Raw genomic sequence first — 23,205 nt, forward strand, 5'->3', positions numbered from 1 at the left:
AAAGGCAGATTAGTGAAGCATTAAGGGTAAAAAAGTGGTTTATTGCAAGCTCACACGATACTCAGACGGTGATACCTGATAATAATTACGAAAAGCCTTACTGAAATAATTTTTATCTTTGTAGCCGAGCATATCCGAGATTTCTTGTATTTTCAGGCTAGAATCGCCCAGTAGCTCTTTCGCCTTGTCCATCCTAACCTTCTGTACATATTCGTGAATACCGTAACCAAACTGCTGCTTAAACAGCTTCATCAAGTATTCCCGACTCAAAAAATAGGTTTCAGCAAAGAACGAAATTTTAATATCCTCAAAATAATAACGGTCGATGTGCCTTTTGATGTCTGTTATATCAAAGGGCTGGTTCCCCGCTTGAGCATGTTGGACCCCAGCAATGTAAAGCTCCAGCATCCGATTCAATCTCTGACCGTAGTGAACAAAGCTCGTAAAATCAGCAGACAAATCGCTTTCCCCCACGTGCTCCGGTTCTTCCAAAGCTCCATCTTGATTCAACGCTGACGTAGACGCACCCAACTCAATCGCTGCCTCTTTCAGTAGAAAATGGAACTCCCGCATCAATCGATCTGCATCCTGTAAACGGAAAACAGGACCTGTTGCCAATTGTTTCAGCAGATCACCCAGCAGCACCTTTGCCCGGTTTGCCTGACCTGTCTGAGCATCCTTTTGGATCGCCAACAGTTGCTCCGTCCATGACATTTCCTCTGACGTAGCCATTTGCCGGGGCACCGTATGGAGAATAGATTCCCCTTCCAGCTTCAATACATCCGTGCTGTGAATAAGCGTTTTGGCATCCCTATAGGCAGAAGCCAGCTCCACTACGTCTGTACAGAGCTTGCCCACTCCGGCCGCTACTACCATACAGAACAGCCCATGCAGGTTCACAACCGCCTTCTGTGCCACTTGTGCCAGTAGGAGGGACATATGTTCTTCATGCCCTGGGGCCAGGGTACAGATCGAAATGACCTCGCGCTCCCGTCGCGGATGGGGGAAGCTAAAACAACTCAACCGTTCATCTGATGTCTGCGCTAATACATTCGTTACAGCAAAATCCATCAGATCGACATCGCCATGAAAACGTGTCCTGCGAATCTCATCCCTGTTCAGCAGCCGCAGCACGATCACCCCAAAGCGATTCCCCGGCTGATCCGCTCCGATCAATGGGAGCAACGCCGTATTGGCCTGCCTTTTAAAGCTACCGTCCAAAATGGACAAATATAGCTTCTCTTTCAGCTTCGGCAGTGACATATTCAGCGTAATGTTCTGGCTAATGGACTTGTTTTTGCTTTGCTCTCGGCTTTCCAGAATGTCCACTGCTTTGCGCAGTGCCTGGTTCAGATCCTGACGATTGATAGGCTTGAGCAGATAATCCACCACCCGGGATTGAATCGCCTGCCGTGTAAATTCAAAGTCGTTGTAGCCGCTAATGACAATCGTCAACAGATGGGGATATGCCTTCTCGATGGCACGGAGAAATTCGATACCGTTCAGCTCAGGCATTTTCATATCGACCATCACCACATCTATAGGGTGCTGACCCAGCAGCTCCAGTCCCAATCTTCCATTCGTCGCTTCATAAATATGTTCGATCCCCAGACGGTCCCAGTCCCCGATAATACGAATGGCTTCGCGCAACGGCTCTTCATCGTCAATAATCAATACGTTATACATGACTACTTCCTCCCCGGGGAATTTGCATCCTCATTTCCGTTCCCTTTTCATCCGTAAGGATGAATAATCCTGCCTGATCCCCATACAAAAGCTTCAACCGTGTGTTCAGATTTTTCAAACCAATATGCTCGCTCTCCCGTTCTTCCCATTTTTCATGGAATGAATCCAGCACCAGTCTCAGCTTGTCCTCTGAAAATCCAGGTCCGTTGTCCCTGACTGTAATTGTGGCATTTGTAGAACTCGAATCGGCTGAAATGACGATCAGAATATCGCTTGATACTTTTTCCAACGCATGCTTGATAGCATTTTCCACCAACGTCTGCACGGATAATCTCGGAATCGGCAGCTCCATCAGCGTTTCCTCCCATACCACTTCGACCCGCAGTCTCGCCCCGAATCTTGCTTTTTGCAGACCTATATATCGTTCAATATGCTTGAGCTCCTCGCGGGCAGCTACGATATCCTTGCCGTTGATGGAATACCGTAACGTTTGGGCCAACGCATCCACCATATCCGCCATGTCGAACATCTCCCGCTTTAATGCCTGTGTGGATATGGCTTGCAGGGCATTGTACAGAAAATGAGGATTAATTTCAGCCTCCAACGCCTTGAGTATGGCGTTCTTTTCGACCAGCTTCATGCGATAGCGCTCATTAATAAGTTCTTCGGTTCTTTGAACCATTTCGTTAAAATGCAGTGACAAATATGCAATCTCGTCATGTCCCTTCACAGGAGCTGTTGCTCCAAAATCTCCGGTGCTAAACCGCTTCATCTGGGTGGACAGCTTATGTAAAGGTCGGGTAATGGCGTTCGAGGTCAGTGTCACTAATATAATAGACACACCTAAAAATAAAGCCCCAATGGCATAGCTCCAGTTTCGTGTTGTCGTAGCTGCTTCATAAATCTGGCGGTATGGGATGGGCTTAATGAGCTGCCACCCATCCTTTTCGCCAGCATCATAGACGACCAAATACTCCTGATTGCCACTGCGATCAGACCACGTTACTCGCCCGCTTCCCCCCTTGCCAATCTGTGCCAACACTCCGGAATCACGCATCCGCTCATATAGCGGAAAGCTGTTCACATAAAAGGGAACCCCTTTAGGGCTCATCAGCATCAATTGGTCCCCTTTGCCCAGTGGGATGTTCTGCATGATTTCATCCACGGTGCTCGTATTGTAATAAAAGGACAGCAACGCCTGCGGGTGACGGGATGCAATCGATCTCAGCACTCGATGGTATGCCATAAAGCTGGCTTGTGGCGCCACATAGCCCATATCAGAGCGGGACCCCACAAAGGATTGAAATGATTCATTCGTGGTACTGGCCATCGCCTCTTTATACCAAGGAAGATTGGAAATATCTGTATTTACTCCTTTGCGCACCGTAATGTTATACGTCTCCCTGGTCACCACATAGTATTGATGTCGGTCCGCCACGTACAGATAGATCGCTTCCAGATCGGTACGCGAATAAAACATGCTGCGCAAGTAATTCTCAATGACCATTCTCGAAGCATAGTCCCAGTTCTCATTGGCAATCGCGTTCATAATATCGTTGTAACGTAGCTGCGGAAGAGCCAACTGCTGCATTCCCTCCAAGTAATCCTCCAAATTCTGATTGACCAGCAGCAGATTATTCGTCGTGCTGGCGATGCTATGGTTAACCGACTCCTTTTCAATCATCTGATAGGAAATAATTGTGAGTGAGCCCACCACCAGAATAATCACCGAGGTAAAAAGTAGAATGAGCTTGTTCACTAATTTTTGCGTGATTCTCCTCCACATAGAGCGAAGAAACGTTCTTACACGCTCTGACATCATGATAATCGCCCCTTTTGAAAGCGTACACATTTTTACCCTCAACTGTTTTCTTAAATCCATTGGTCCGGCCCTAGAGCTATCCTATACTTTCATTATATCTTAAACAGCTTGGAACGTAAGAGCGGAAAATGTTGAGAAAAAGAGGTGCGTTATGCTGAAAAAAAGGGGAACCCGGGGCGACAAGGGCAGTAAACTGGAATTCGGTTTATTCACACTGCCCGTAATCTTGTGCATTACGATTGCATTTTATATTCCGTTTTTGATGACGATACGCTATTCCCTGACCAAGTGGAACGGCATATCCAAACATCCGAAATTTGTAGGTCTGGATAACTTCAAGCAAATCTTGCTTGGAGACGCCAATTTTGCACATGCAGCCTGGTTTACCGTCAAGTATGCCATTTTGTACATTGTATTGGTGAATGTGCTGGCCATTTTGCTGGCGCTCGTTCTCGATATGAAGCTGAAAAGCTCGGCTTGGTTGCGAGCGGCCTTCTTTATCCCTTATATCCTCAGTCTTGTAATTGTTGGATTCATATGGAAATTTATCTTCATGCAAGGCTTTGAGTCATTGGGTCACAGTACAGGCTGGGGCATCTTCCAGCTCAGTTGGCTGGGTGAGGAAGGGCTCGCGTTTGTTTCCATTTTGGCGGTATCGATCTGGCAATCCATTGGCTTTTACATGGTCATTTATATTGCAGGCTTGCAATCTGTGCCAGAGGATCTAAAAGAAGCTGCCATTGTCGATGGCGCGGGGCCGATTCGGAGATTTTTCAGTATTATTCTACCGATGCTTGCACCTTCCATTACGATCTCAGTCTTCATGGCACTGACCAACTCAATCAAAGTGTTTGACGTCATTTTATCTCTGACCGGCGGTGGGCCGGGAGGTACGACATACAGCATTGCGTATGATATTTACCGGGACACGTTCCAGAACAATCTGTATGGCTACGGAACAGCCAAAGCATTGATTTTATTCGTTGCAGTCCTGATCATTACGATTATTCAATTGTCTATTTTCAAACGCAGGGAGGTTGAAGCCTGATGCAACGCAGCCGTACGGGACGTATTTTGCTAGAAGCGGGCATGATTGTATTATCACTGTTATTTTTGTACCCGCTGTTTCTCGCCATTAACAATTCGTTCAAAAGCTTCGCCGAGGTCATGACCGACGTCATTGCCCTGCCTAAGCAGCTTTCGCTGGATAACTACGTATATGTATGGAAATTCATTGACTATCCACGCTTATTTCTGAATAACACCATTATTACCGTCGTCGGCCTGGCAGGTATCGTACTGATATCTTCCATCGCGGCCTACAAGCTGGCAAGAACCAAGAGCAAATGGAGCTCCGTGATTTACATGCTGTGCATTATGCCGATGCTGATTCCATTTCAGTCCATCATGCTCACTGTCTTGCGACTGGCGAAAGACTTAAATCTGGCAGACAGCACTTGGGGACTTGGCTTGCTGTATTGGGGCTTCGGCGCTCCACTGGCAGTATTTATCTATCACGGCTTCGTGAAAGGTATTCCGGCTGAGATCGACGAAAGCGCCAAAATCGATGGGGCCTCGGGCTTCCGGCTTTTCTTTTCCGTAATTTTCCCCTTGCTGAAATCAGTCACCGCCACCATTGTCATTATCGACGTGATGTGGATTTGGAACGATTTCCTGCTTCCGTTACTCATGGTTAACGGCTCACCCAGCACTAAGACGCTGACGCTGGCCGCCTATACCTTCGTCGGACAGTATACATCCGACTGGCAATACGCCATGACCGCGATGGTAATGGCTGTGCTGCCTTCGATTATCGTATTTATTTTTCTGCAAAAATACATTGTCAAAGGCGTTGTTGCCGGAGCCGTCAAAGGCTGATTCAACTACACCCTTACAGATGACCCAAAGAGGACTTGCGTAAACTTTACGCAAGTCCTCTTGTCTTCGTGATGTCCATGCCTGTACTCTGGCCTTATTTATGCTTAACCCATTGCGCGCTATCCACCGGCCAAAAAATCACATCCGCACGGCCAACAATATCTTTAATAGAAACAAAGCCAATAGCACGACTATCCCTACTATTATTGCGGTGGTCGCCCATCACAAAAATATACCCCTCAGGTACCTTGGAATCGGTTATGGTTCCATTTGGAAAGTCCACATTGTTATATAGTTCTCCCTTGGCGTGCGCATCCTGAATAGCTCCCTGAATGTATGACTCCTCTACTTTCTTACCGTTCACATAAAGATTGTCGCCTTGATACCGAATCGTATCGCCAGCCACCCCAATAACACGCTTAATAAAGTCTCTTTGTTCCTTTCTCACATGGAATACAACAACCTCACTCGGCTTGGGATCACGAAAATCGTAAATCACCTTGTTCACGACTACTCGTTCATCTGTCTTGAAATTCGGTTCCATGGACGCTCCCTCAACAATAAATGGCGCAAATAATAGCCAACGTATAATGAACACGAGCACAATGGCTACAATAATGGCCTTAAGCCAATCGATCATCTCCTTTTTCACTCTTGGCTGCTTTTCCTGCAATTGTTCGACAGTTGAATCTGTCAAATGATTTCCACTCTCCATGCGCTAAAACCACCCTTTCCCACAGTCTTCATTCCTATTATATGTATAATGTTTAAGTATAATCAAATTTTCCCAGTCTGACAAAAGTGCATTTTTAGTTGAAACAAAAGTGTGAACTTTTTTTCACAACATTAAAAAAACAGTAAAAAACTGTTGATGCAAACGTTAACATATATTACACTGTGCATATACTTCATAGAGCGTATTAGACATAGGTTAGATCAATCTGTCACCCCAGGAGGTGTCCTGTTTTTACTGGTAAGACAGCATGAGCCACTTTTATATATGCTATCTTCTTTTAAAATAAGAACTCAAATGAGGAGGAATTTACATGTTTAAACGGAATGATCGTCCAAAAAACGGATTTAACGCTCTAAGACTCAGTGTTTCTTTTGTTTTCGCCTCTTCTTGTATTATTGGAACCGCTTACGCAGATACGTTACCCAACGACACCCCTTCTTCCGCACTCACAGAAGAGGCAGTTAGTACAACTGACTCAACCACCGTCTCCACAACGTTAGCGGCAGGAGATTTGTATGTGGCGCCAAATGGTAACGTGTCCAATCCGGGCACCATATCTAGTCCTACCACACTCGAAGCAGCTCTTACACAAATTGCTCCTGGTAAAACCATTTACCTGCGCGGTGGCAACTACACCTACTCCTCAACGATTACAATTCAGCGTGAAAATAGCGGCAATAACGGCTCACTCAAAGGGTTGGTCGCTTACGGTAGTGAAAAGCCGGTACTTGATTTCTCTGCTCAAGCCTTTGGTTCAGCCAATCGTGGACTTCAGCTTAACGGAGACTTTTGGCTGGTAAAGGGCCTTGAAGTAAAGGGTGCCGGAGATAATGGTATCTATATCGGCGGTAGCAATAACCGAATCGAAAACGTGGAAACCCACCACAACCGGGATACTGGACTTCAGCTTGGGCGTTACTCTCCTAACGCTTCCACTAGTGAGTGGCCTTCGAATAATTTGATTTTGAATTCTTACTCTCATGATAACGCTGATCCCGATAATGGTGAGGATGCCGATGGCTTCGCGGCCAAATTGACTGTAGGATCAGGCAATGTGTTTGATAACTGCTTGGCTGCGTACAACGTAGACGATGGTTGGGATTTGTATAGCAAAACAGAAACAGGCCCTATCGGTGAGGTAACCATCTTGAACAGTGTGGCCCACCACAACGGGCAGACCGCAGATGGAACGTCTACCGCGAACAGCGACGGCAATGGCTTTAAGCTGGGTGGAGACAAAATCAAAGTCAACCATATTGTGAAAAACGGTATTGCTTTCCAGAACAAAAAACACGGCTTCACCTACAATAGCAACCCCGGCAGCATTACGTTGACCAATAATACCTCGTGGGACAATGGACAAAGTAATTTTGCTTTTGACAAGGGTGATCACGTGTTCATTAACAATCTTTCCTTTGAGGGAAGCGCCAGTGACAAAACAAGCGGTACAGATCAAGACAACTCTAGCGTTTGGTGGAAAAACAAAAAATCGACGAATGCCAAAGGTCTGGTAGTCAGTGCAGACGACTTTGTTAGTCTCACGCCTTCTATCACTCGAGGTGCAGACGGTTCCATCCAGCTAGGTGATTTCCTTAAGCTGGCCAAAGGGAGCGATCTGATCGGCTCGGGTACTCCGAGCGGAAAAAATATAGGGGCACGTTAAAAGCCCAGCTTAATCAGGACGCCCTGGCCCATCTACCAACTTAGACAATTCTGCATAATATAGCGACCGGTGATTGTCCTCATAACCAGACAAAATATGAGGTGAACAGATCATGGAACGAAGAATCACACTGAAACATACACTCGCCTATGGAAGCGGTAACATGCTGGGAAGTGGCGCACTTGCGATTAGCGGTGCATGGTTAATGTACTTTTATACAACCTTTTGCGGACTGTCTCCCGTTCAGGCCGCGGCCATTTTCTCTGTTGCTAGCATCATAGATGCAGTCAGCAATCCGGTCATGGGCTTTATCAGCGATAACTTTCACCGAACCCGCTTGGGCCGTAAATTCGGCAGACGACGCTTTTTCATCATGATGGGTATCCCGCTGATGCTCGTGTATCCGATGCTTTGGGTAGATGGGTTGGGCTTCTGGTATTACCTGAGTACGTACGTGCTGTTTGAACTGGTGTATACCTCAGTCATGGTGCCGTATGAAGCACTAGCGTCAGAGATGACCCGCGACTTCGGCGCACGCTCCAGATTAACTGGATGGAAGGCCATGTTTGGCAAAATTGCCAATTTTGCCGCTGCCTTTATCCCTGGTCGCTTTATTGCTGAGTATGGCAAAGACTCTCCATTGCCTTTCTTTTATACCGGTCTCGTTTTTGCAGCTATTTTGCTGATTGCGATGGCATTCTTGTACAAAAACTCCTGGGAACGTCCAAGTGAGGAACTGCAAAAGGAACTGGAAGGTGAAGCTCCGCTTTCCTTTATAGATTCGATGAAAAAGTTGTTTATCGACATTTCCTCTACCTTCCGGGTCAAGACGTTCCGTCATCATCTCGGGATGTACCTGGGCGGCTTTTCAGCTGAGTGGCTGTTTACTTCTGCTTTTACGTACTTTATTGTCTTCTCCTTGTTTCAAAGCTCGGAGATGGTGTCCAATCTGAATAGCTTTAACTCTGTCATTCAATTGATTTCTACCTATTTCTTCATCCAATTCTGTGTGCGTAAAGGATTCCGTATGCCATTCATCGCTGCACTCGTTGTCGTTTGCTTTAGCGTAGCAGGCTATGGCCTGCTCTATATAACGGGAGCCTCTAATACGATGGTATGGCTATATGTCATCACACTGTTCATGGGACTTGGTACAGGGGGCGTCTACTATATCCCTTGGAATCAATATACGTTCCTTGCCGATGTGGATGAAGCGTTGACTGGCCGTCGACGGGAAGGAATTTATGCAGGTATGATGACTTTTGCCGGAAAAATGGTGCGGGCCGTTGTCGTCTTCATTCTCGGCTGGGTGTTACAGCACTTTGGCTTTGTATCCGGGGCTGATAGTCAGCCCGTCGCTGCTCAGCACGCCATCTTTTATGTACTCGTGGTCGGTACCATCGTTCTCGCGATCATCGGTATGATTGCTTCTGTCGTGATGAAGCTGGATATTGACAGCCACAAGAAGCTAATCGCCGAAATTGACCGCCTCAAAAACGGTGGTTCCATGAAATCAGCTAAACCGGAAGCCCGGAAGGTATTCGAGGAACTGACAGGTTTCCATTACGATCGGTGCTGGGGTAACAATAATGTGGGCTTCAAGAACAAACCCGTTGACCCTAAGACACACACTCCATCTATGTAACAACAATAACAATTACAGATTAAACATTTACTAAAGAGGTGACTGTATCATGGCAAATCCAACATCACAACCAACCCCCAGCCCTACAAAAACAGATTCTTGGGCTGTACGTATGAGCGATTCCGTTCTACAACGGAGCCCGGAATTTTATGAAAAATGGGAATATGACCATGGCGTGATTTACAGAGGTCTGGAATGGGTCGGCGAACTGACAGGCGATCCCAAGTACATGGAATTTATAAAAAAACATATGGATCATTTTGTTGACGAAAATGGCGTAATTCAGCGCTATAAAGTAGATGAGTACAATATTGACCACGTGAATAACGGCAAGCTGCTCTTCTCTCTGTATCGTGCCACAGGAGATGAACGATACAAAAAGGCTGCCTACCAATTACGCAGTCAGTTGGAAAAACACCCACGCACAAGCGAGGGCGCATTCTGGCATAAGCAAATTTATCCGTATCAAATTTGGCTCGACGGCTTGTACATGGGTGCCCCGTTCTACGCTGAATTTATCCGCGAATTCGGAGATCCGTCAGAGTTTGACGATGTGACCCTACAATTCAAGCTTTGCTACAAGCATACGCGTGATCCTGAAACGGGTCTGCTCTACCATGCTTGGGATGAGAAGGGTGAGCAGCATTGGTGCAACCCGGAAACAGGCTGTTCCAAAAATTTCTGGGGACGCTCGATGGGTTGGTTCGTTATGGCACTCGTTGACGTGCTGGACTATATTCCAGAGGATCATGCAGACCGTCCTGTCCTGATCGATATGCTGACGGAAACACTGGAAGCCCTGCTGAAAGTGCGTGATAAAGAAAGTGGAGTCTTTTATCAAGTGCTCAACCTGGGCCATGTGAAAGGCAACTATCTGGAAGCCTCTGCTTCCTGCATGATTCTTTATGCTATTGCCAAGGGCGTTCGCAAAGGCTATCTGCCAGAGCAATATCGTCAAGAGGCAGAAATCATCCGTAAGGGAATTATCGATGAATTTATCACGATTACTGAAGAAGGACTCGTGAATCTGAACAAAACGGTGCAAGTAAGCGGTTTGGGTGGTAAAGATCGTCGGGACGGTACCTTCGCTTACTATATCAGTGAGCCGATTATAACTAACGATCCCAAAGGTATTGGCGCTTTCATTCAGGCGATGGGTGAAGCGGAGCGCATCTAAACGATGCGGACTATATACTCTTAGATAGCACAAAGGACGGTGGCGATCAGCCCCGTCCTTTCCTCATTTATGCCTATCTTACTTACTTCATAACTTTAAATTCATATCCCTGTTTCTTCAGATATTCTATGATTTGCGGCAATGCTTTGGCTGTTTCTTCTTTACCATAGGTGTCATGCATGAGTATAATTGCTTTTTCTCGACCTTTGACTGACCTTATAAACTGGTTGATTAGTGCCGGTGCTTTCTTGGATCTTCCCTCTGCATCCTTCGTTAATACATTCCAGTCCACCTGATGGTAATCCTTTTGACGCAAAACCTTATCCAGAGCAGCCATTCCCTGTGGATCTCTTCTGTTCCATGTCATGTGCCCCCCAGGGAAGCGGATCATTCTGGTGGAGAATTCTGGCCCCAGAATACTTTTTAGAACCTGATTGTTCTTCTCGATCTCCTGCATAACATGATCCGTATTTACTCGTCTGTTCGGATATAAATATTTATAATTATGTGAGTACGTATGGTTTCCTATCGCGTGACCCTCTTTGACAATTCTTTTGATAAGGTTCCTGGTATGCTCATTTTCATTGGCTTCTTTACCTACAATAAAAAAAGTTGCCTTGACCTTCTGCTTTTTCAGAATATCCAATATCTGAGGTGTGACCGTCACGGATGGTCCGTCATCAAAGGATAAGTAGGCCACTTTTTTACCATCAGCTCCATCGGGCATTTGTCCTAGCATTTGCTGATTTAAATATTTTTCAACAAAGGCACCGTCTTCTACATCGGGATCGTTTTTTGGAGAGGCCGCTTTACCCTTTGCCCCTGCGCTGGATTTAACGTTTGATGATCCGGAATCCGTTTTTTTAGCAAGCTCCTGGGTCGGCGCGTGTGGCTTACTATCCGAAACCTTTATCGCAATGAAAGTAATGCAGCCTGCCACAAATAATATAATAGCAATCAGTATCAGCCTTCTTCTGTTCCTCTTCAAGCGGTGCTCACTCGTTCTACTATGTGAATAGCCCTTTTCCATTAGCTTATGTACCTCCACACTAAAATAAGAAAAACCACCGGATCAGGGTGGATGTACACACCTTAGAATGGACATTGGAAAAACCCTTAGGTTTAAGCCGGTGAAAATTTAGGGATGCACTTCAACCAGAGGACAACCTACTCCCGGTGGCTTTCTTGTCTTGCATTTGCATAATTACGAGTATCATTGCAGTTTATTACGATTGTTTCGTTAGGACCTGAGCTAACAAGGACGCATAAGCTTTAGCACCTTTAGGTTTTAAATGTACTCCGTCATGCTCGAAATATGAATTTTTACCAGAGCTTGCTGCATACCAGTCAATCATTGTAATTCGTGGGTCTTGGGATGCAGCTTCGGCAAGATGCTTGTTCACAATACTCTCCCATGGCCGAGGCACACGGGTATTCACGAGTATAATACGCTTCGTATCCTTCAGACTGGCGAGCAAATTCGCCAACTGATCCTTGGTGAAAGCGCCGTTCGTGCCCAGCTCAATGATAACTGTCTTACCTAGCTGTCCGTTCTGTCTTAGCTGCTCCAGTACGGCAGGCGCTTCGGCCATCTGACGGCCGATCCGCCCATCTACAACAGCTCCCGGGAAGGATTCCTGAAGGTACGACTGTACATCCAACATGACAGAGTCTCCAATGGCGGTCACACTCGACCCATCACCTGTCATAGGCGTAACTTCTTTGGGTTTGTCCGAAGGTTCCGACGGTTTCGTAACATCATCCGTAGTACCAGCCTGGACCACCGTGTTTTTAGGCGTCTGGGCTTGAGACGGGGCTGGGGTCTGCGCCTTGTTACCCTCGGACCCTTGCAGCTTGGTGGCTTGGGGCTCCTTGGAAGCCACGGATACCGTTCCGTGAAGTGGCGGCATCGCCTTTGCCTTTGCAACTGGCTTCTCATCACTTGATGCCGCCTGAATCGTTGCATCAGGAGAAGCCACGTACAGGTGGACGGTACCCATGAGAATACCTGCAAAAAGCACAGCCGCTGTAGTTGTAGGCATCCATCTCCACTGCGCCTGTCTACGAACCGCTGAACGGATTTCTGTAATCCAGTGGCGGAATCCTCCATGGCGAATCGGCTCCTCGATATATTTAAACGAGAGAGATGCCAGCAATACGGTAGCTAGCAATTGTAAAATGATACGCGTCATATGTACGCCATCGGTATCTACTTGAGGCGTCGTTAGCGTAATAACCGGAAAATGCCACAGATACAGACCGTAGGAACGGGCTCCAATCCAGCGTAGCGGCTTGATTCCAAGGAGACGACCAAGGTGGCTTACCGGATGAGCCAACGCTGCGACCACAATAGCAGTGACCAAGGCTATGCCCAGCAGGCCGCCCCGGTACAGAGATGGGTCGTATTCATTCGAGGCCCACGCCCAGTGACAAAGCAGCAGCAAGCTTATCGCACCGATGCTGTCCAGAAGCATACGCGCCTTAGCAGAAGCTTGCTCTTTCAGCTTGCCGCTTGGCCACACCAAGGCCAGCGCTGCACCAATTAGTAAAGCAAATCCACGCGTATCCGTGCCGTAATACACCCGGCTCGGGTCGCTTCCCGGTACGTAAATCACGGCCATCAGGAGTGCAGATATTAACGCCAGACAAATCACCCAGCCTGCAAGCACAATACGCTTGGGCATGAATTTTAGCCCGAGCGCCAGCAGTAAAGGCCACAGGATATAAAACTGCTCCTCCACCGCCAGCGACCACAGATGCCCAAGCGGAGAAGGGGGGCCGAAACTTTCAAAATACGAAACCTGATGGAAAATAAACCACCAATTACTCATATACACCAATGCGGCAGGAACATCTCCGCGCAAGGCCGTTAGCCGTGACGGATCGAAGAGCAACGAGCACAGGACGATGACAGCCACAACCGTCAACATGGCAGGCAGCAACCTTCTGGCACGACGCAGCCAGAAATCTTTCATTTTAAAACTATGATATGTATCCCACTGACTAACCAAAATATCTGTAATCAGATACCCCGACAACGTAAAAAACACGCCTACACCCAACAAACCGCCCGGCAACCAATCCGGATTCAGATGATACACAATGACTGCGATGACCGCCAGCGCTCTTAAACCATCCAAACCTGGCATATAACGACGTTGTGACGACAACCGATTAGACTTCATTTCAGCCGCCGTCCTTCTTGCAAATTCAAGCTCCCTGTCTGTTTCAATGCTCTTCTGCCCTTTCCCTCTCCTGCACATCGTCTGTGCGATGCCCTGTAGCCTTTTCATTCATTATATAAAACTTCATAATCGTAATGATTTCATTGAAGTTAAAATTAATGACAATGTTTTTATTATATCATTCCTTTCCACAGTTAGGTAACCACTGATAGATATACAAAAAAAGGCATCTCTTCCCTTAGGAAGAAAATGCCTTTTTATTCGTATTCTATTCTCTTAAAATTTGATGATACCTGAGGTATGAAGGAAGACCAACAACATCAGGATCGGTGCAACATACCGAAGACCGAATAACCATACATTGAACCAGAAGGGTTTGATGTTCGCATGCTCAGCCGCAGTCTTCCAGTAGTAACCTGTGAATATAACAATCAACAAACCGCCTAACGGTAAGAAGATGTTGGACGCGGTGAAGTCTACGAAATCAAAGAATGATTTATCCCCTACTTTTAACTCTGGCACCAGCCCCATGGACAATGCAGAAGGGACGCCCAGCATCAAGCACAGGACCGATACGACGATAACCGAGCGAACCCGGCTCCAACGCATACGCTCCATGACATAGGCTACTGGAACTTCCAGCAAGGATACCATAGAACCTAACGCAGCAACCGCCAGCAGTACGAAGAACAAACCGCCGAAGAATGCACCAAAAGGCATTGCCGAGAAAGCAGCCGGTAAAGCAATGAAAACCAACGATGGTCCTTGAGCCGGGTTAATTCCGAAGGAGAAGGTTGTAGGGAAAATAATCATACCTGCGATAAACGCATAGATTAAATCTCCACCACCAACGGCCAGCATGGCTCCACCCAGGGATTGACGGCGATCCACATATGCACCGTACGTGATCATAATCCCCATCCCAAGTGAGAGTGAGAAGAAGGCATGTCCCAAAGCAACCAATGCAGACTCTATACTTAGCTTAGAGAAGTCGGGATTCAGAAAGAAGGATACGCCCGCACCAGAGCCTGGCAGCATAAGAGCGTTAATCATCAACACGAGCAGCAGAATGACCTTGGCAGGAATCAAAATTTTATTGAACTTTTCAATCCCGTTCGATACCCCAAGCGTAACCACGACTGCTGTAAATGCAAAAACAACTAACAGCCAAACCAACGGCGCATAGCCGGAGGAAAAAGAAGCGAACTGTCCAGCAAAATCATTATTTGAAAACAGATTTCCGCTAAATGCCTCTACGGCATAATGCAGTGTCCAGCCTCCTACAATGGCATAGAACGACAAGATAACAAACGGTACGATAACAAACATGATGCTCATCTTGCCCCAAATCGGATGACCGCCTACTTTTACCATTGCAGAAGCAGCACTTCCTCGACCTGCACGACCAAGCGCAAGCTCTGCTAAAAGTACAGGCAAACCAACAAGCAACAGGCAGACAATAAACAATAAGAAAAATGCAGCTCCGCCATATTGTCCTGTAATATACGGAAATTTCCAAATGTTACCTAGTCCTGCCGCACTTCCGATCGCCGCCAATATAAATCCAGCTGACGAGAAGCGTTCATTTTTATCAGACAGGCTATTCTGCCCCTTGCTCAAATTCATTATATCCCCCTCATTCTCTCTACTTACGCATAAACATGAGCATGCGCACATAAATAATTTTTACTCATTATAGCGTAAGTAGGATGTAAGGTCATGCATAATTTTTCACTATTACCGGATTTATTTTCATAATGTTCGGTATCTACACAATACAACAGAAAACTACATTTTTTCTTCAATATCCTTCTTTATTATGGTCTCTCCCATGCGATTGGATACTTTTTGATAAATATACGAAATCGCCAACAGTACAACACCAAAAGAGAAGTAGGCTACAATCGTGCTTCCTGTCGTTAACAGGTGCAGATCATACAACAGCAGCTTACCTGTCGACAGCAAGGTCAAGCCCAATCCAAATCTGCGAATGTAGACCACTCGCTTGAGGAAGCCGTATACAATATACAAAATGGCCAGTAGCAAATACACCAGACTGAACACAAGACCAGCATCCCCCAGACGGAACTGAACTCCGAGAAAGGCGGTTATGATGCCCAGCAAATATACACCCATAATGACCGGATATAACTCATTACTTCTATAATGTCGGGTCATCAGTGCGTTCAAGAAATCCCTGCTACTGAAGAATACCAGCACATTGAAGGCAGCAAGTACCACCAACGCCACATAATCAGCAGCCGTATTTTGCGCATAATTTTCATGCAAAGTTGGAATCGCTACGGTGGCCACCAGTGCCAGCGCATAGCCTATGACGTACAACGCCAAGCTGTAGTATTTAATCACCCGATCGTACAGCAGCTTCACTTTAGGCAGGAAATAAGCCAACACCAGCGATACGCAGGTGTACAACAATACTTTGTACAAGGTGTAATGGGCAAACTCGTCGGATACAACGATGTTATACCAATGCCCGGCTTCATACAAAAGGTAGAAATACACGTTCACCAAAGCTACATATTTAAATCCTTGCATGATATGCATTTCGTACAACCGATTGTTTTTGAAAGCATTCGGACGGCTAAATTCAATCGCATAGAAGACGGTAACGACCAACATTCCCAGTGTAATGAGCGTATATTTGAGTCCAAAATAATCCGTCTCAAATCCTGACAACAGATATATAGGGAAATCGACGAAAAAGAATGCGCCCAGACACAGTAATAAAATGCCCCAGCCAGCTCGTTCCAATTCCTTCAACCGGTAACGGTGGCCATATAATGTAAGAAGAACCGCTTCGATCAACCACCCCATGGATAACCATCTAACTCCAAACTGGAACGGAATCATAAGGATGGCAAAGGTCAACGAAGTCGCATAAAATAATATTTTGGTTTGTTTCTCCTCTGGAATATATCGACGGACCCATTGTCCCAGACCCCCGTACACCAAGCAAAAGACGAGAGCCAACAAGCCTTTATAATCATCCAGGCCTGCATCACCGAACAGAGAATACAGAACGGAACAGCTCACGACTGTATTCAGAGCCAATAGGGAGAAATCCAGCCATGACAGTTTTGTTTTTAAACGGAACGGCACCCACAGTGTCATCCCGAGGTACATCGCAAATGTAATGACTGCATACAGCATGCTCGCTACGGCGCTTTCCGATAACCACGCCAGCACAATCATCAAGGGCGTATTAAGCAAAAAGCTGATATATTGCACGACGACCCACCGTTTGCGGAAGGATACAAGCAGAATCAGCAAGTTTAACAGGAACAAATAGCCCATGGCGATATACACGGCGTTCCCTTCCAGCCCGTTCGCTGCCATATAGGAAAAGAGCGGAAGATATCCCCCTACTAAACCAAAAGAGCATATCGTTCGGGATTCATACCTTAATGACAGTAGCACAGCGGTCACTGTAACGAGTACGGACAAGCCTATGCCTGTATACATTCCTATGATTTCTAACAAAAAGTAGCTGTAAAAAATCGATCCGTACAGTACAGAAATACCGCCGCCCAAAATACCGAGCGCAAAGGTCTGCTTCTGCTTGCGGTACAGCCATTCGCCGCCGCCCAGCATCAGCGCTCCTAGCAGAAAGAAGGCAACGCCCTTCATATTTCCTGTAAACCAGTTCGAGTATGAGTATTTAAATGCGGCTCCCACACCCAATATAATGAGCAAAATCCCCAGCTTGTTGATCCAGTTCAAGCCTAACTTCATTTCAAACTGATTTTGCTTCATGCGCTTCTGCATCGTTTCTTCGCTGATCTCTTCTTCTCCGAACTGCTGGAACTCGCTTGCCGTCTGATGAAGCAATTTGCGCTCGGCCTCCTGAAACCGCCTGCGTTGCTCCATGATTCGGTCTCGTATCTCCTCTGAGAACAGTCGTAATCGGGCGACGATCTCGTCCTGATCTTCTTTAAGCTCATGCGTAGTTTGCTGAATAAGCTGGTCCACTCGGTTTTTAGCCCCATATTCAAAGGATGTCAGCCGATTTTCCCCTTCTGTGGTTCTGGAAGCAAAATAGGTCTCCAGCTTTTCACGCGAAATGCGAATCATATTCGCCTTTTCGCTCAGCATTTGCTCCGTCAGCGCAGTGCGCAATTTTCCATTTTCCTGCTCAATATGTCGTACTCGCTCTTCCAAGTGAATGCAGCGAGCCTGATAATCCTCGAACTTTTTTCGCAGAACCTCATTCTCCAAAATGATATCTGAGGCTTCATAGTCTGCGATTAATGTTTGATACTCCTTGAGCAGCTTGTTCTGTTCTTGGCGGATCGTATGTAAACGATCTTTAAAATCCTCCATGTTCTCCTCCATCGCTGTCCATTTTGGTAATCATTACATTTTACATGAAATTAAAAAGGCATTATAGAGACTATAGCCTATTTTGAGCGTTAAATTGGTGCTTTTACTTAAATTTTCTTCCAGTTTCATCATCACAAAAAAAGCAGGACGAATATACATAAGAAATAAAGCCTACCTTTTCCCTTCGCAAACATGAAACCCGCATGGATGTGTTGCAGAGTCATGCCCTTGATTACCCTGCCGAAAATCAGTATACTAACAAAAAAGCAAACGATATTATGCCTGTGAAGAGCATCCAACTCGGAGGCGTTTACGCCAAGGACCATACGTTAGCGTAGGATATGGCGATATGTACCTAAGTAAACCGGACCCGCCCGTTACAGCGGAGCAAAGTGGATTGGAGAGTCATGACATCTGTCATGCTGTCCGGTCAATTTGGGTGGCACCGCGAGATCAAAGCGCTCCTCGTCCCTTATGGATGAGGGCGCTTTTTGTATTTTTATCCGAAAAGGAGTGCGGTGTCATGTTGGATATCAAATGGATCAGAGAGCATCAAGAACAGGTTCAGACGGCAGCAGACGGCAAAGGAATACAAGTATCGGTCGCAGAGCTGTTGACTCTGGATGAGCGGAGAAAACAGCTGCTTCAGGAAGTGGAACAGCTTCGGCAGAAGCGAAATCAGTGTAGTCAGGATATTGGTGCGCTAATCCATGCTGGTAAGAGTGAGCAGGCCGAAGGAGCAAAGCATCAGGTCAAAGAAATTAACGGACAGCTAGATCTTCTGGAGGCCCCGCAACAGGAAGTAGAAGAACAGTTTCAACAGCTTTTGCTTCTGATGCCTAATATCGTATCGCCAGATACACCACGGGGGAGATCAGATGAGGATAATGTAGAGCTGGAGAGGGTTGGAACGGTTCCGAACTTCGGATTTGAGCCAAAGGATCATATGGCGCTTGGTGAGCTTCACAAGCTTATCGATGTCCCTCGGGGTGTCAAAACAGCCGGTACCCGTAACTACTATCTGACGGGAGCAGGGGTTGCATTGCATCGGGCTGTGCAGCAGCTTGCGGTGGATCTGCTGACTGAACGCGGATTTCAGTTGCTGGATGTTCCGCTGATGGTACGTGCAGAGGCGATGCGCAGCACTGGTTTCTTCCCGCTCGGACTGGATCAGACGTATCGCATCACAGGAGAGGATCAGTGGCTTGTAGGCACTTCGGAAGTGCCGCTGGTCTCGTATTACAGCGGTGAGATCGTGGATGTTACGGACCCGATTCGGCTGGCAGCCGTGTCCGTATGCTTCCGCAATGAGGTCGGCTCGGCCGGAAGAGATGTGCACGGACTGTATCGTGTGCACCAGTTTGCCAAGGTCGAGCAGGTCATCATCTGTGAAGCCAGCCTGGACGCTTCAGAGCAGATGTTTCAGGAGATTACGCGCAATGCGGAGGACCTGCTTCAACTGCTGGAACTGCCCTACCGTAAGATGGCTGTCTGTACAGGCGACATGGCGCAAAAAACCTACAAGCAGGTGGACATTGAGACATGGATGCCTAGCCGTCAAGCTTACGGCGAGACACATTCGTCGTCGCAACTGCTTGATTTTCAGGCGCGTCGTTCCAACATCCGCTACCGTAATGCGGACGGCAAGCTGCGATATTGTTACACGCTCAACAACACAGCGGTTGCTTCGCCCCGGATTTTGATTCCGTTGCTGGAGCATCACCAGCAAGAGGACGGTTCGATCCGTATTCCGGAGGCTTTACGTCCATATATGCCGCGAGGTATGGAATTTTTGCGTACTCCCTTGTTATGAAAACAGGAGTGCACTTTGAAAAGTAGTACCCCATGAGCAGGATTTCCCATTGTATCATCGCAAAAAAGACGAAGGACAAATATCCTTCGTCTTTTTGATGTTTCATTGTGTCATTGTGCTTCTGCTTCCCAAGCGCTGGCAGGGCCAAAGAATTCATAGTGGATATCCGAAGCAGGGATATTCCACTCCTTCAACAGGCCGTATACCGATTGCATGAATCCCTCAGGGCCGCAAAAGTAATATTGTGCGTTACGTTCCGGTATCACGGATTGCAACCAGGCCAGATCCAAACGACCTTCCTTGTGAAAAGCCTGTGCCAGCCGATCTTGCTCCGTTGGTCTGCTGTAACACCAACGAACTGCAGCCTGTGCATGTGTGGCGACCAGCTTTTCCACCTCATTGCGCAGAGCATGGTTATCTCCGTTGACTGCTGCGTGGACAAAGGTGACAGGCCGATGCGGAGCAGATTTCACCAAGGAAGCCAGCATACTGACCATTGGGGTTAGCCCGACCCCGCCGCTGATCAGCACGACAGGTCTGCGATCTGCCCGATCCAGCGTAAAATCACCCGCCGGTGCAGATACCTGAAGCACATCGCCCTCTTGTACCTGCTCATGCAGATATACGGATACTTTACCTGCCGGACGTGACTCTACGGCATCCTCGCGCTTTACAGATATCCGGTAGTGGGATTGGCCCGGTGCATCCGAAAGGCTGTATTGACGAATATGGGTATTATGTTCGCCCGGAATTTCCATTTTTAAGCTGATATATTGCCCAGGCTCGAATTCAGGCAGCACCTGTCCATCCTGCGGCACCAAATAAAAGGACGTAATTTGGTCGCTTTCCTTAACCTTTTTCTGCACAACAAAGCTCTTAAAGTCTGACCAGCCTCCCTGCTGCTGTCCAGCCTCCTTGTACATTTCAGCTTCCATGTCTATAAATACATTAGCGATCACACCATAGGCCTCAGCCCATGCGGCAATGATCTCGTCTGTAGCCGCATCTCCCAGTACGTCTTTGATCGCAGCGAGCAGATATTTTCCGACAATTGGATAATGCTCGGGCTTAATTCCCAAACTGCGATGCTTATGTGCAATCTGACGTACCACCGGAATAATTTCCTCCAGACGGTCAATGTGCTGTGCAGCTGCGTATACAGCATTGGCCAGCGCCCCTTGTTGACGTCCTTGCTTCTGATTCGCGTGATTGAATATATTGAGAAGCTCGGGATGGGCCTCAAACATCATCTGGTAAAAACGCTTGGTGATTGTAGTTCCATGTACCTCCAAAACAGGTACAGTCGATTTGATCGTTGCAATGGTTTGCTCACTTAGCATCTTTGTATCCCTCTTCTCTCCAAAATAAGATCAACAAAGGGTGTATCAACATATGCCCCATTTGTTAATCCTCAATTTAAAGCAAGTATACCCAACTAAAGTAACCGTTTATGTGATTCTAGTCACTTTAAATTTGAATTATTCGAACATGTCAATGACAAAACGCACATTTAAAAACAATTCCGATATAACGAACGCACTTTCCCCTAACAACAGTTTCACCATTCTAAAGACTTCAATTTATTCCACTTGTAAACGCTTCCAATTGGGATAAAATCGAAGATGAGGTGCCGGACAAGCCGTTACGGCCCATCCTATTCGTGTTAAAGGAGGCAGATGATATCGTGAAGTGGATCCACAGCAGCAAATGGTTAGCCGCATGGATTTGTATCCTGTTCGCAGTGTCCAGTGCGGGTCTTCAACCCGACGTAGCCCATGCCCATACAACAGGAGTTACGCAAGCAACCTACGGGACCGAAGTGAACCAGGCGCTGAATGGTTTGGACGTCGCCAATGCCGAACTATCCCTGAGCGCAACAGCAAGCACGGCCATTACGAACGGAACGGATTGGAAAGACACCGCAGGTAACCCCATTCAGGCGAACAGCGGTAATATCCTAAAAGTAGGTTCCACTTATTATTGGTACGGCGAGCACGCCGAAAACTGGAAATTTGAAAAAGTGAACGTGTATACCTCAACCGATCTGAAAAATTGGTCCTTCCGCAGCACTATTCTCACCAAAGGTTCCGCCCCTGAGCTAAATTCGAGCAAAATCGAACGTCCCAAAGTCATCTACAACAAAACCACCGGAAAATATGTATTATGGGCGCACTATGAAAATGGCACGGACTACTCCCTAGGTCGTGTAGCCGTCGCTACCAGCGATACACCCGACGGAAATTTTGCCTACCAAGGCAGCTTTCGCCCGCTGAATTACGAATCTCGTGATATGACGGTGTTCACGGATACTGACGGTAGCGGCTACCTTATTACAGCTTCCCGTAAAAATGGCGGCGCCAACGATACGATGGCGATCTTCAAGCTGACAGCTGATTATACGGGCGTGCAGTCGTTTGTTGGCTGGATTTTTGAAAATGGCTATCGCGAAGCTCCTGCTGTTGTGAAAAAGAACAACACCTACTACCTGTTCACCTCGCAGGCATCCGGCTGGTATCCGAATCAGGGCGCTTACGCAACCGCCAGTTCCATGACGGGAAGCTGGTCTGCTCTATCGCCCTTCGGTGATCCGGCGGCTTATGGATCGCAAATCCACTCCATCGCCACGATTACGGGTAGCGCGGGAACCAGCTACATCTATATGGGCGACCGCTGGAACCCGCTCAATCTGAGCGACCACAAATTCATCTGGTTGCCACTAACTCTGAATGACGCCAACAAAACAGCAACCCTGAACTGGTACAGTAGCTGGGATCTGGATGCTGCGACAGGCGCAGTAATTCTACCGTCCCTTGTGAATCATGCACAGGGCAAAACAGCGACTGCTAGCTCAGCCGCATCCGGTTCTCCAGCTTCACTGGCGAACGATGGCAACGCCCAAACCTCGTGGAAGGCTACTTCCGCATCCTGGCCTGCATGGTGGCAGGTCGATTTGGGCAATTCCAAGACCATCCGCGAAGTGGGTATTTCATGGTTTATGTACAAAGGATCTGAGGCGTATTACAAATACAAAATTGAATACAGCATGGATGGAGTCAACTACTCCACGATTGATCGCACAGGTAATACCACATATGGTTTTACCTGTGACAAAGTCAATTTTCAAGCTCGCTACGTGCGAATCAACCTTGTAAATGCAGTGCTATTCAATAATCCGAACAACTGGTATACCCCGACAGTGCATGAAGTCAGATTGCTTGGCAATTAACTTGCTTCATTAAAAAGAACATGACAGGAGAAT

At 47.0% G+C, this 23,205-nt stretch carries 15 protein-coding genes; 7 read left to right on the forward strand and 8 right to left on the reverse strand.

All coding sequences use genetic code 11. The features are described from left to right. Positions 1 to 39 precede the first annotated feature (39 nt). Together NSQ57_RS24335 and NSQ57_RS24340 are read right to left on the reverse strand one after the other, a co-directional pair. Complete coding sequence (locus NSQ57_RS24335) at positions 40 to 1,686, reverse strand: response regulator (RefSeq protein ID WP_341040295.1); 1,647 nt, start codon at positions 1,684 to 1,686, stop codon at positions 40 to 42. Further along, positions 1,679 to 3,538, reverse strand: coding sequence for a sensor histidine kinase (locus NSQ57_RS24340; RefSeq protein WP_342426140.1), 1,860 nt, complete (start codon positions 3,536 to 3,538; stop codon positions 1,679 to 1,681). The genes NSQ57_RS24335 and NSQ57_RS24340 overlap by 8 nt, the downstream gene beginning before the upstream one ends. A gap of 121 nt (positions 3,539 to 3,659) precedes the next feature. Between NSQ57_RS24340 and NSQ57_RS24345 the strand changes: the two genes are divergently transcribed. Together NSQ57_RS24345 and NSQ57_RS24350 are read left to right on the forward strand one after the other, a co-directional pair. Further along, positions 3,660 to 4,556, forward strand: a complete 897-nt coding sequence (locus NSQ57_RS24345; protein ID WP_029518756.1) for a sugar ABC transporter permease — start codon at positions 3,660 to 3,662, stop codon at positions 4,554 to 4,556. Beyond that, positions 4,556 to 5,386 carry a carbohydrate ABC transporter permease gene (locus NSQ57_RS24350; protein WP_013312583.1) on the forward strand — a complete coding sequence of 277 codons (831 nt, stop codon included), beginning with the start codon at positions 4,556 to 4,558 and terminating at the stop codon, positions 5,384 to 5,386. Before NSQ57_RS24345 ends, NSQ57_RS24350 begins: the two co-directional genes overlap by 1 nt. A 94-nt stretch (positions 5,387 to 5,480) precedes the next feature. Here the strand turns inward: NSQ57_RS24350 and lepB are convergent, their stop codons facing one another. Then, positions 5,481 to 6,101 carry a signal peptidase I gene (lepB, locus tag NSQ57_RS24355; protein ID WP_029518758.1) on the reverse strand — a complete coding sequence of 207 codons (621 nt, stop codon included), beginning with the start codon at positions 6,099 to 6,101 and terminating at the stop codon, positions 5,481 to 5,483. 331 nt (positions 6,102 to 6,432) lie between these two features. Between lepB and NSQ57_RS24360 the strand changes: the two genes are divergently transcribed. The 3 genes from NSQ57_RS24360 to NSQ57_RS24370 all read left to right on the forward strand — a co-directional run bounded on the left by NSQ57_RS24360 (position 6,433) and on the right by NSQ57_RS24370 (position 10,607). Continuing rightward, positions 6,433 to 7,785 carry a right-handed parallel beta-helix repeat-containing protein gene (locus NSQ57_RS24360; protein ID WP_342425432.1) on the forward strand — a complete coding sequence of 451 codons (1,353 nt, stop codon included), beginning with the start codon at positions 6,433 to 6,435 and terminating at the stop codon, positions 7,783 to 7,785. 112 nt (positions 7,786 to 7,897) lie between these two features. Then, on the forward strand, positions 7,898 to 9,430 hold the full coding sequence (locus tag NSQ57_RS24365) for an MFS transporter (RefSeq protein ID WP_069012248.1): 1,533 nt from the start codon (positions 7,898 to 7,900) through the stop codon (positions 9,428 to 9,430). 49 nt (positions 9,431 to 9,479) lie between these two features. After that, the gene (locus NSQ57_RS24370; protein WP_209947611.1) at positions 9,480 to 10,607 is read left to right on the forward strand and encodes a glycoside hydrolase family 88 protein; all 1,128 of its coding nucleotides are present in this window, start codon (positions 9,480 to 9,482) and stop codon (positions 10,605 to 10,607) included. An 82-nt stretch (positions 10,608 to 10,689) separates the two neighbouring features. On the opposite strand, the gene NSQ57_RS24375 is transcribed toward NSQ57_RS24370, so the two are convergent. The 4 genes from NSQ57_RS24375 to NSQ57_RS24390 all read right to left on the reverse strand — a co-directional run bounded on the left by NSQ57_RS24375 (position 10,690) and on the right by NSQ57_RS24390 (position 18,133). Further along, entirely contained in the window at positions 10,690 to 11,637 is a 948-nt protein-coding gene (locus NSQ57_RS24375) for a polysaccharide deacetylase family protein (protein WP_069012250.1), read from the reverse strand. 196 nt (positions 11,638 to 11,833) lie between these two features. Continuing rightward, positions 11,834 to 13,900, reverse strand: coding sequence for an acyltransferase family protein (locus tag NSQ57_RS24380; protein ID WP_340957382.1), 2,067 nt, complete (start codon positions 13,898 to 13,900; stop codon positions 11,834 to 11,836). A 168-nt stretch (positions 13,901 to 14,068) separates the two neighbouring features. Continuing rightward, on the reverse strand, positions 14,069 to 15,418 hold the full coding sequence (locus tag NSQ57_RS24385) for a sodium-dependent transporter (protein WP_013312591.1): 1,350 nt from the start codon (positions 15,416 to 15,418) through the stop codon (positions 14,069 to 14,071). Between the two features lie 162 nt (positions 15,419 to 15,580). Beyond that, on the reverse strand, positions 15,581 to 18,133 hold the full coding sequence (locus NSQ57_RS24390; RefSeq protein WP_069012252.1) for a DUF2339 domain-containing protein: 2,553 nt from the start codon (positions 18,131 to 18,133) through the stop codon (positions 15,581 to 15,583). Positions 18,134 to 18,656: 523 nt separating this feature from the next. Here NSQ57_RS24390 and serS point away from each other — a divergent pair. Continuing rightward, complete coding sequence (gene serS, locus NSQ57_RS24395) at positions 18,657 to 19,946, forward strand: serine--tRNA ligase (protein WP_069012253.1); 1,290 nt, start codon at positions 18,657 to 18,659, stop codon at positions 19,944 to 19,946. 110 nt (positions 19,947 to 20,056) lie between these two features. On the opposite strand, the gene hmpA is transcribed toward serS, so the two are convergent. Further along, on the reverse strand, positions 20,057 to 21,286 hold the full coding sequence (gene hmpA, locus NSQ57_RS24400) for an NO-inducible flavohemoprotein (protein WP_069012254.1): 1,230 nt from the start codon (positions 21,284 to 21,286) through the stop codon (positions 20,057 to 20,059). Positions 21,287 to 21,630: 344 nt separating this feature from the next. Between hmpA and NSQ57_RS24405 the strand changes: the two genes are divergently transcribed. Continuing rightward, positions 21,631 to 23,172 (forward strand): family 43 glycosylhydrolase, encoded by a 1,542-nt coding sequence (locus NSQ57_RS24405; RefSeq protein ID WP_342425433.1) that lies wholly within the window; start codon positions 21,631 to 21,633, stop codon positions 23,170 to 23,172. The last annotated feature ends 33 nt before the right edge of the window (positions 23,173 to 23,205 follow it).

The sequence above is a fragment of the Paenibacillus sp. FSL L8-0502 genome, from assembly GCF_038593055.1.
Taxonomy (GTDB): domain Bacteria; phylum Bacillota; class Bacilli; order Paenibacillales; family Paenibacillaceae; genus Paenibacillus; species Paenibacillus polymyxa_D.

What these genes read in the sequence shown, in the direction of transcription:
- NSQ57_RS24335 (WP_341040295.1), bottom strand. Translation starts at nt 1,686, where the DNA reads ATGTATAACGTATTGATTATTGACGATGAAGAGCCGTTGCGCGAAGCC.
- NSQ57_RS24340 (WP_342426140.1), bottom strand. Translation starts at nt 3,538, where the DNA reads ATGTGTACGCTTTCAAAAGGGGCGATTATCATGATGTCAGAGCGTGTA.
- NSQ57_RS24345 (WP_029518756.1), top strand. Translation starts at nt 3,660, where the DNA reads ATGCTGAAAAAAAGGGGAACCCGGGGCGACAAGGGCAGTAAACTGGAA.
- NSQ57_RS24350 (WP_013312583.1), top strand. Translation starts at nt 4,556, where the DNA reads ATGCAACGCAGCCGTACGGGACGTATTTTGCTAGAAGCGGGCATGATT.
- lepB (WP_029518758.1), bottom strand. Translation starts at nt 6,101, where the DNA reads ATGGAGAGTGGAAATCATTTGACAGATTCAACTGTCGAACAATTGCAG.
- NSQ57_RS24360 (WP_342425432.1), top strand. Translation starts at nt 6,433, where the DNA reads ATGTTTAAACGGAATGATCGTCCAAAAAACGGATTTAACGCTCTAAGA.
- NSQ57_RS24365 (WP_069012248.1), top strand. Translation starts at nt 7,898, where the DNA reads ATGGAACGAAGAATCACACTGAAACATACACTCGCCTATGGAAGCGGT.
- NSQ57_RS24370 (WP_209947611.1), top strand. Translation starts at nt 9,480, where the DNA reads ATGGCAAATCCAACATCACAACCAACCCCCAGCCCTACAAAAACAGAT.
- NSQ57_RS24375 (WP_069012250.1), bottom strand. Translation starts at nt 11,637, where the DNA reads ATGGAAAAGGGCTATTCACATAGTAGAACGAGTGAGCACCGCTTGAAG.
- NSQ57_RS24380 (WP_340957382.1), bottom strand. Translation starts at nt 13,900, where the DNA reads ATGAAAAGGCTACAGGGCATCGCACAGACGATGTGCAGGAGAGGGAAA.
- NSQ57_RS24385 (WP_013312591.1), bottom strand. Translation starts at nt 15,418, where the DNA reads ATGAATTTGAGCAAGGGGCAGAATAGCCTGTCTGATAAAAATGAACGC.
- NSQ57_RS24390 (WP_069012252.1), bottom strand. Translation starts at nt 18,133, where the DNA reads ATGGAGGATTTTAAAGATCGTTTACATACGATCCGCCAAGAACAGAAC.
- serS (WP_069012253.1), top strand. Translation starts at nt 18,657, where the DNA reads ATGTTGGATATCAAATGGATCAGAGAGCATCAAGAACAGGTTCAGACG.
- hmpA (WP_069012254.1), bottom strand. Translation starts at nt 21,286, where the DNA reads ATGCTAAGTGAGCAAACCATTGCAACGATCAAATCGACTGTACCTGTT.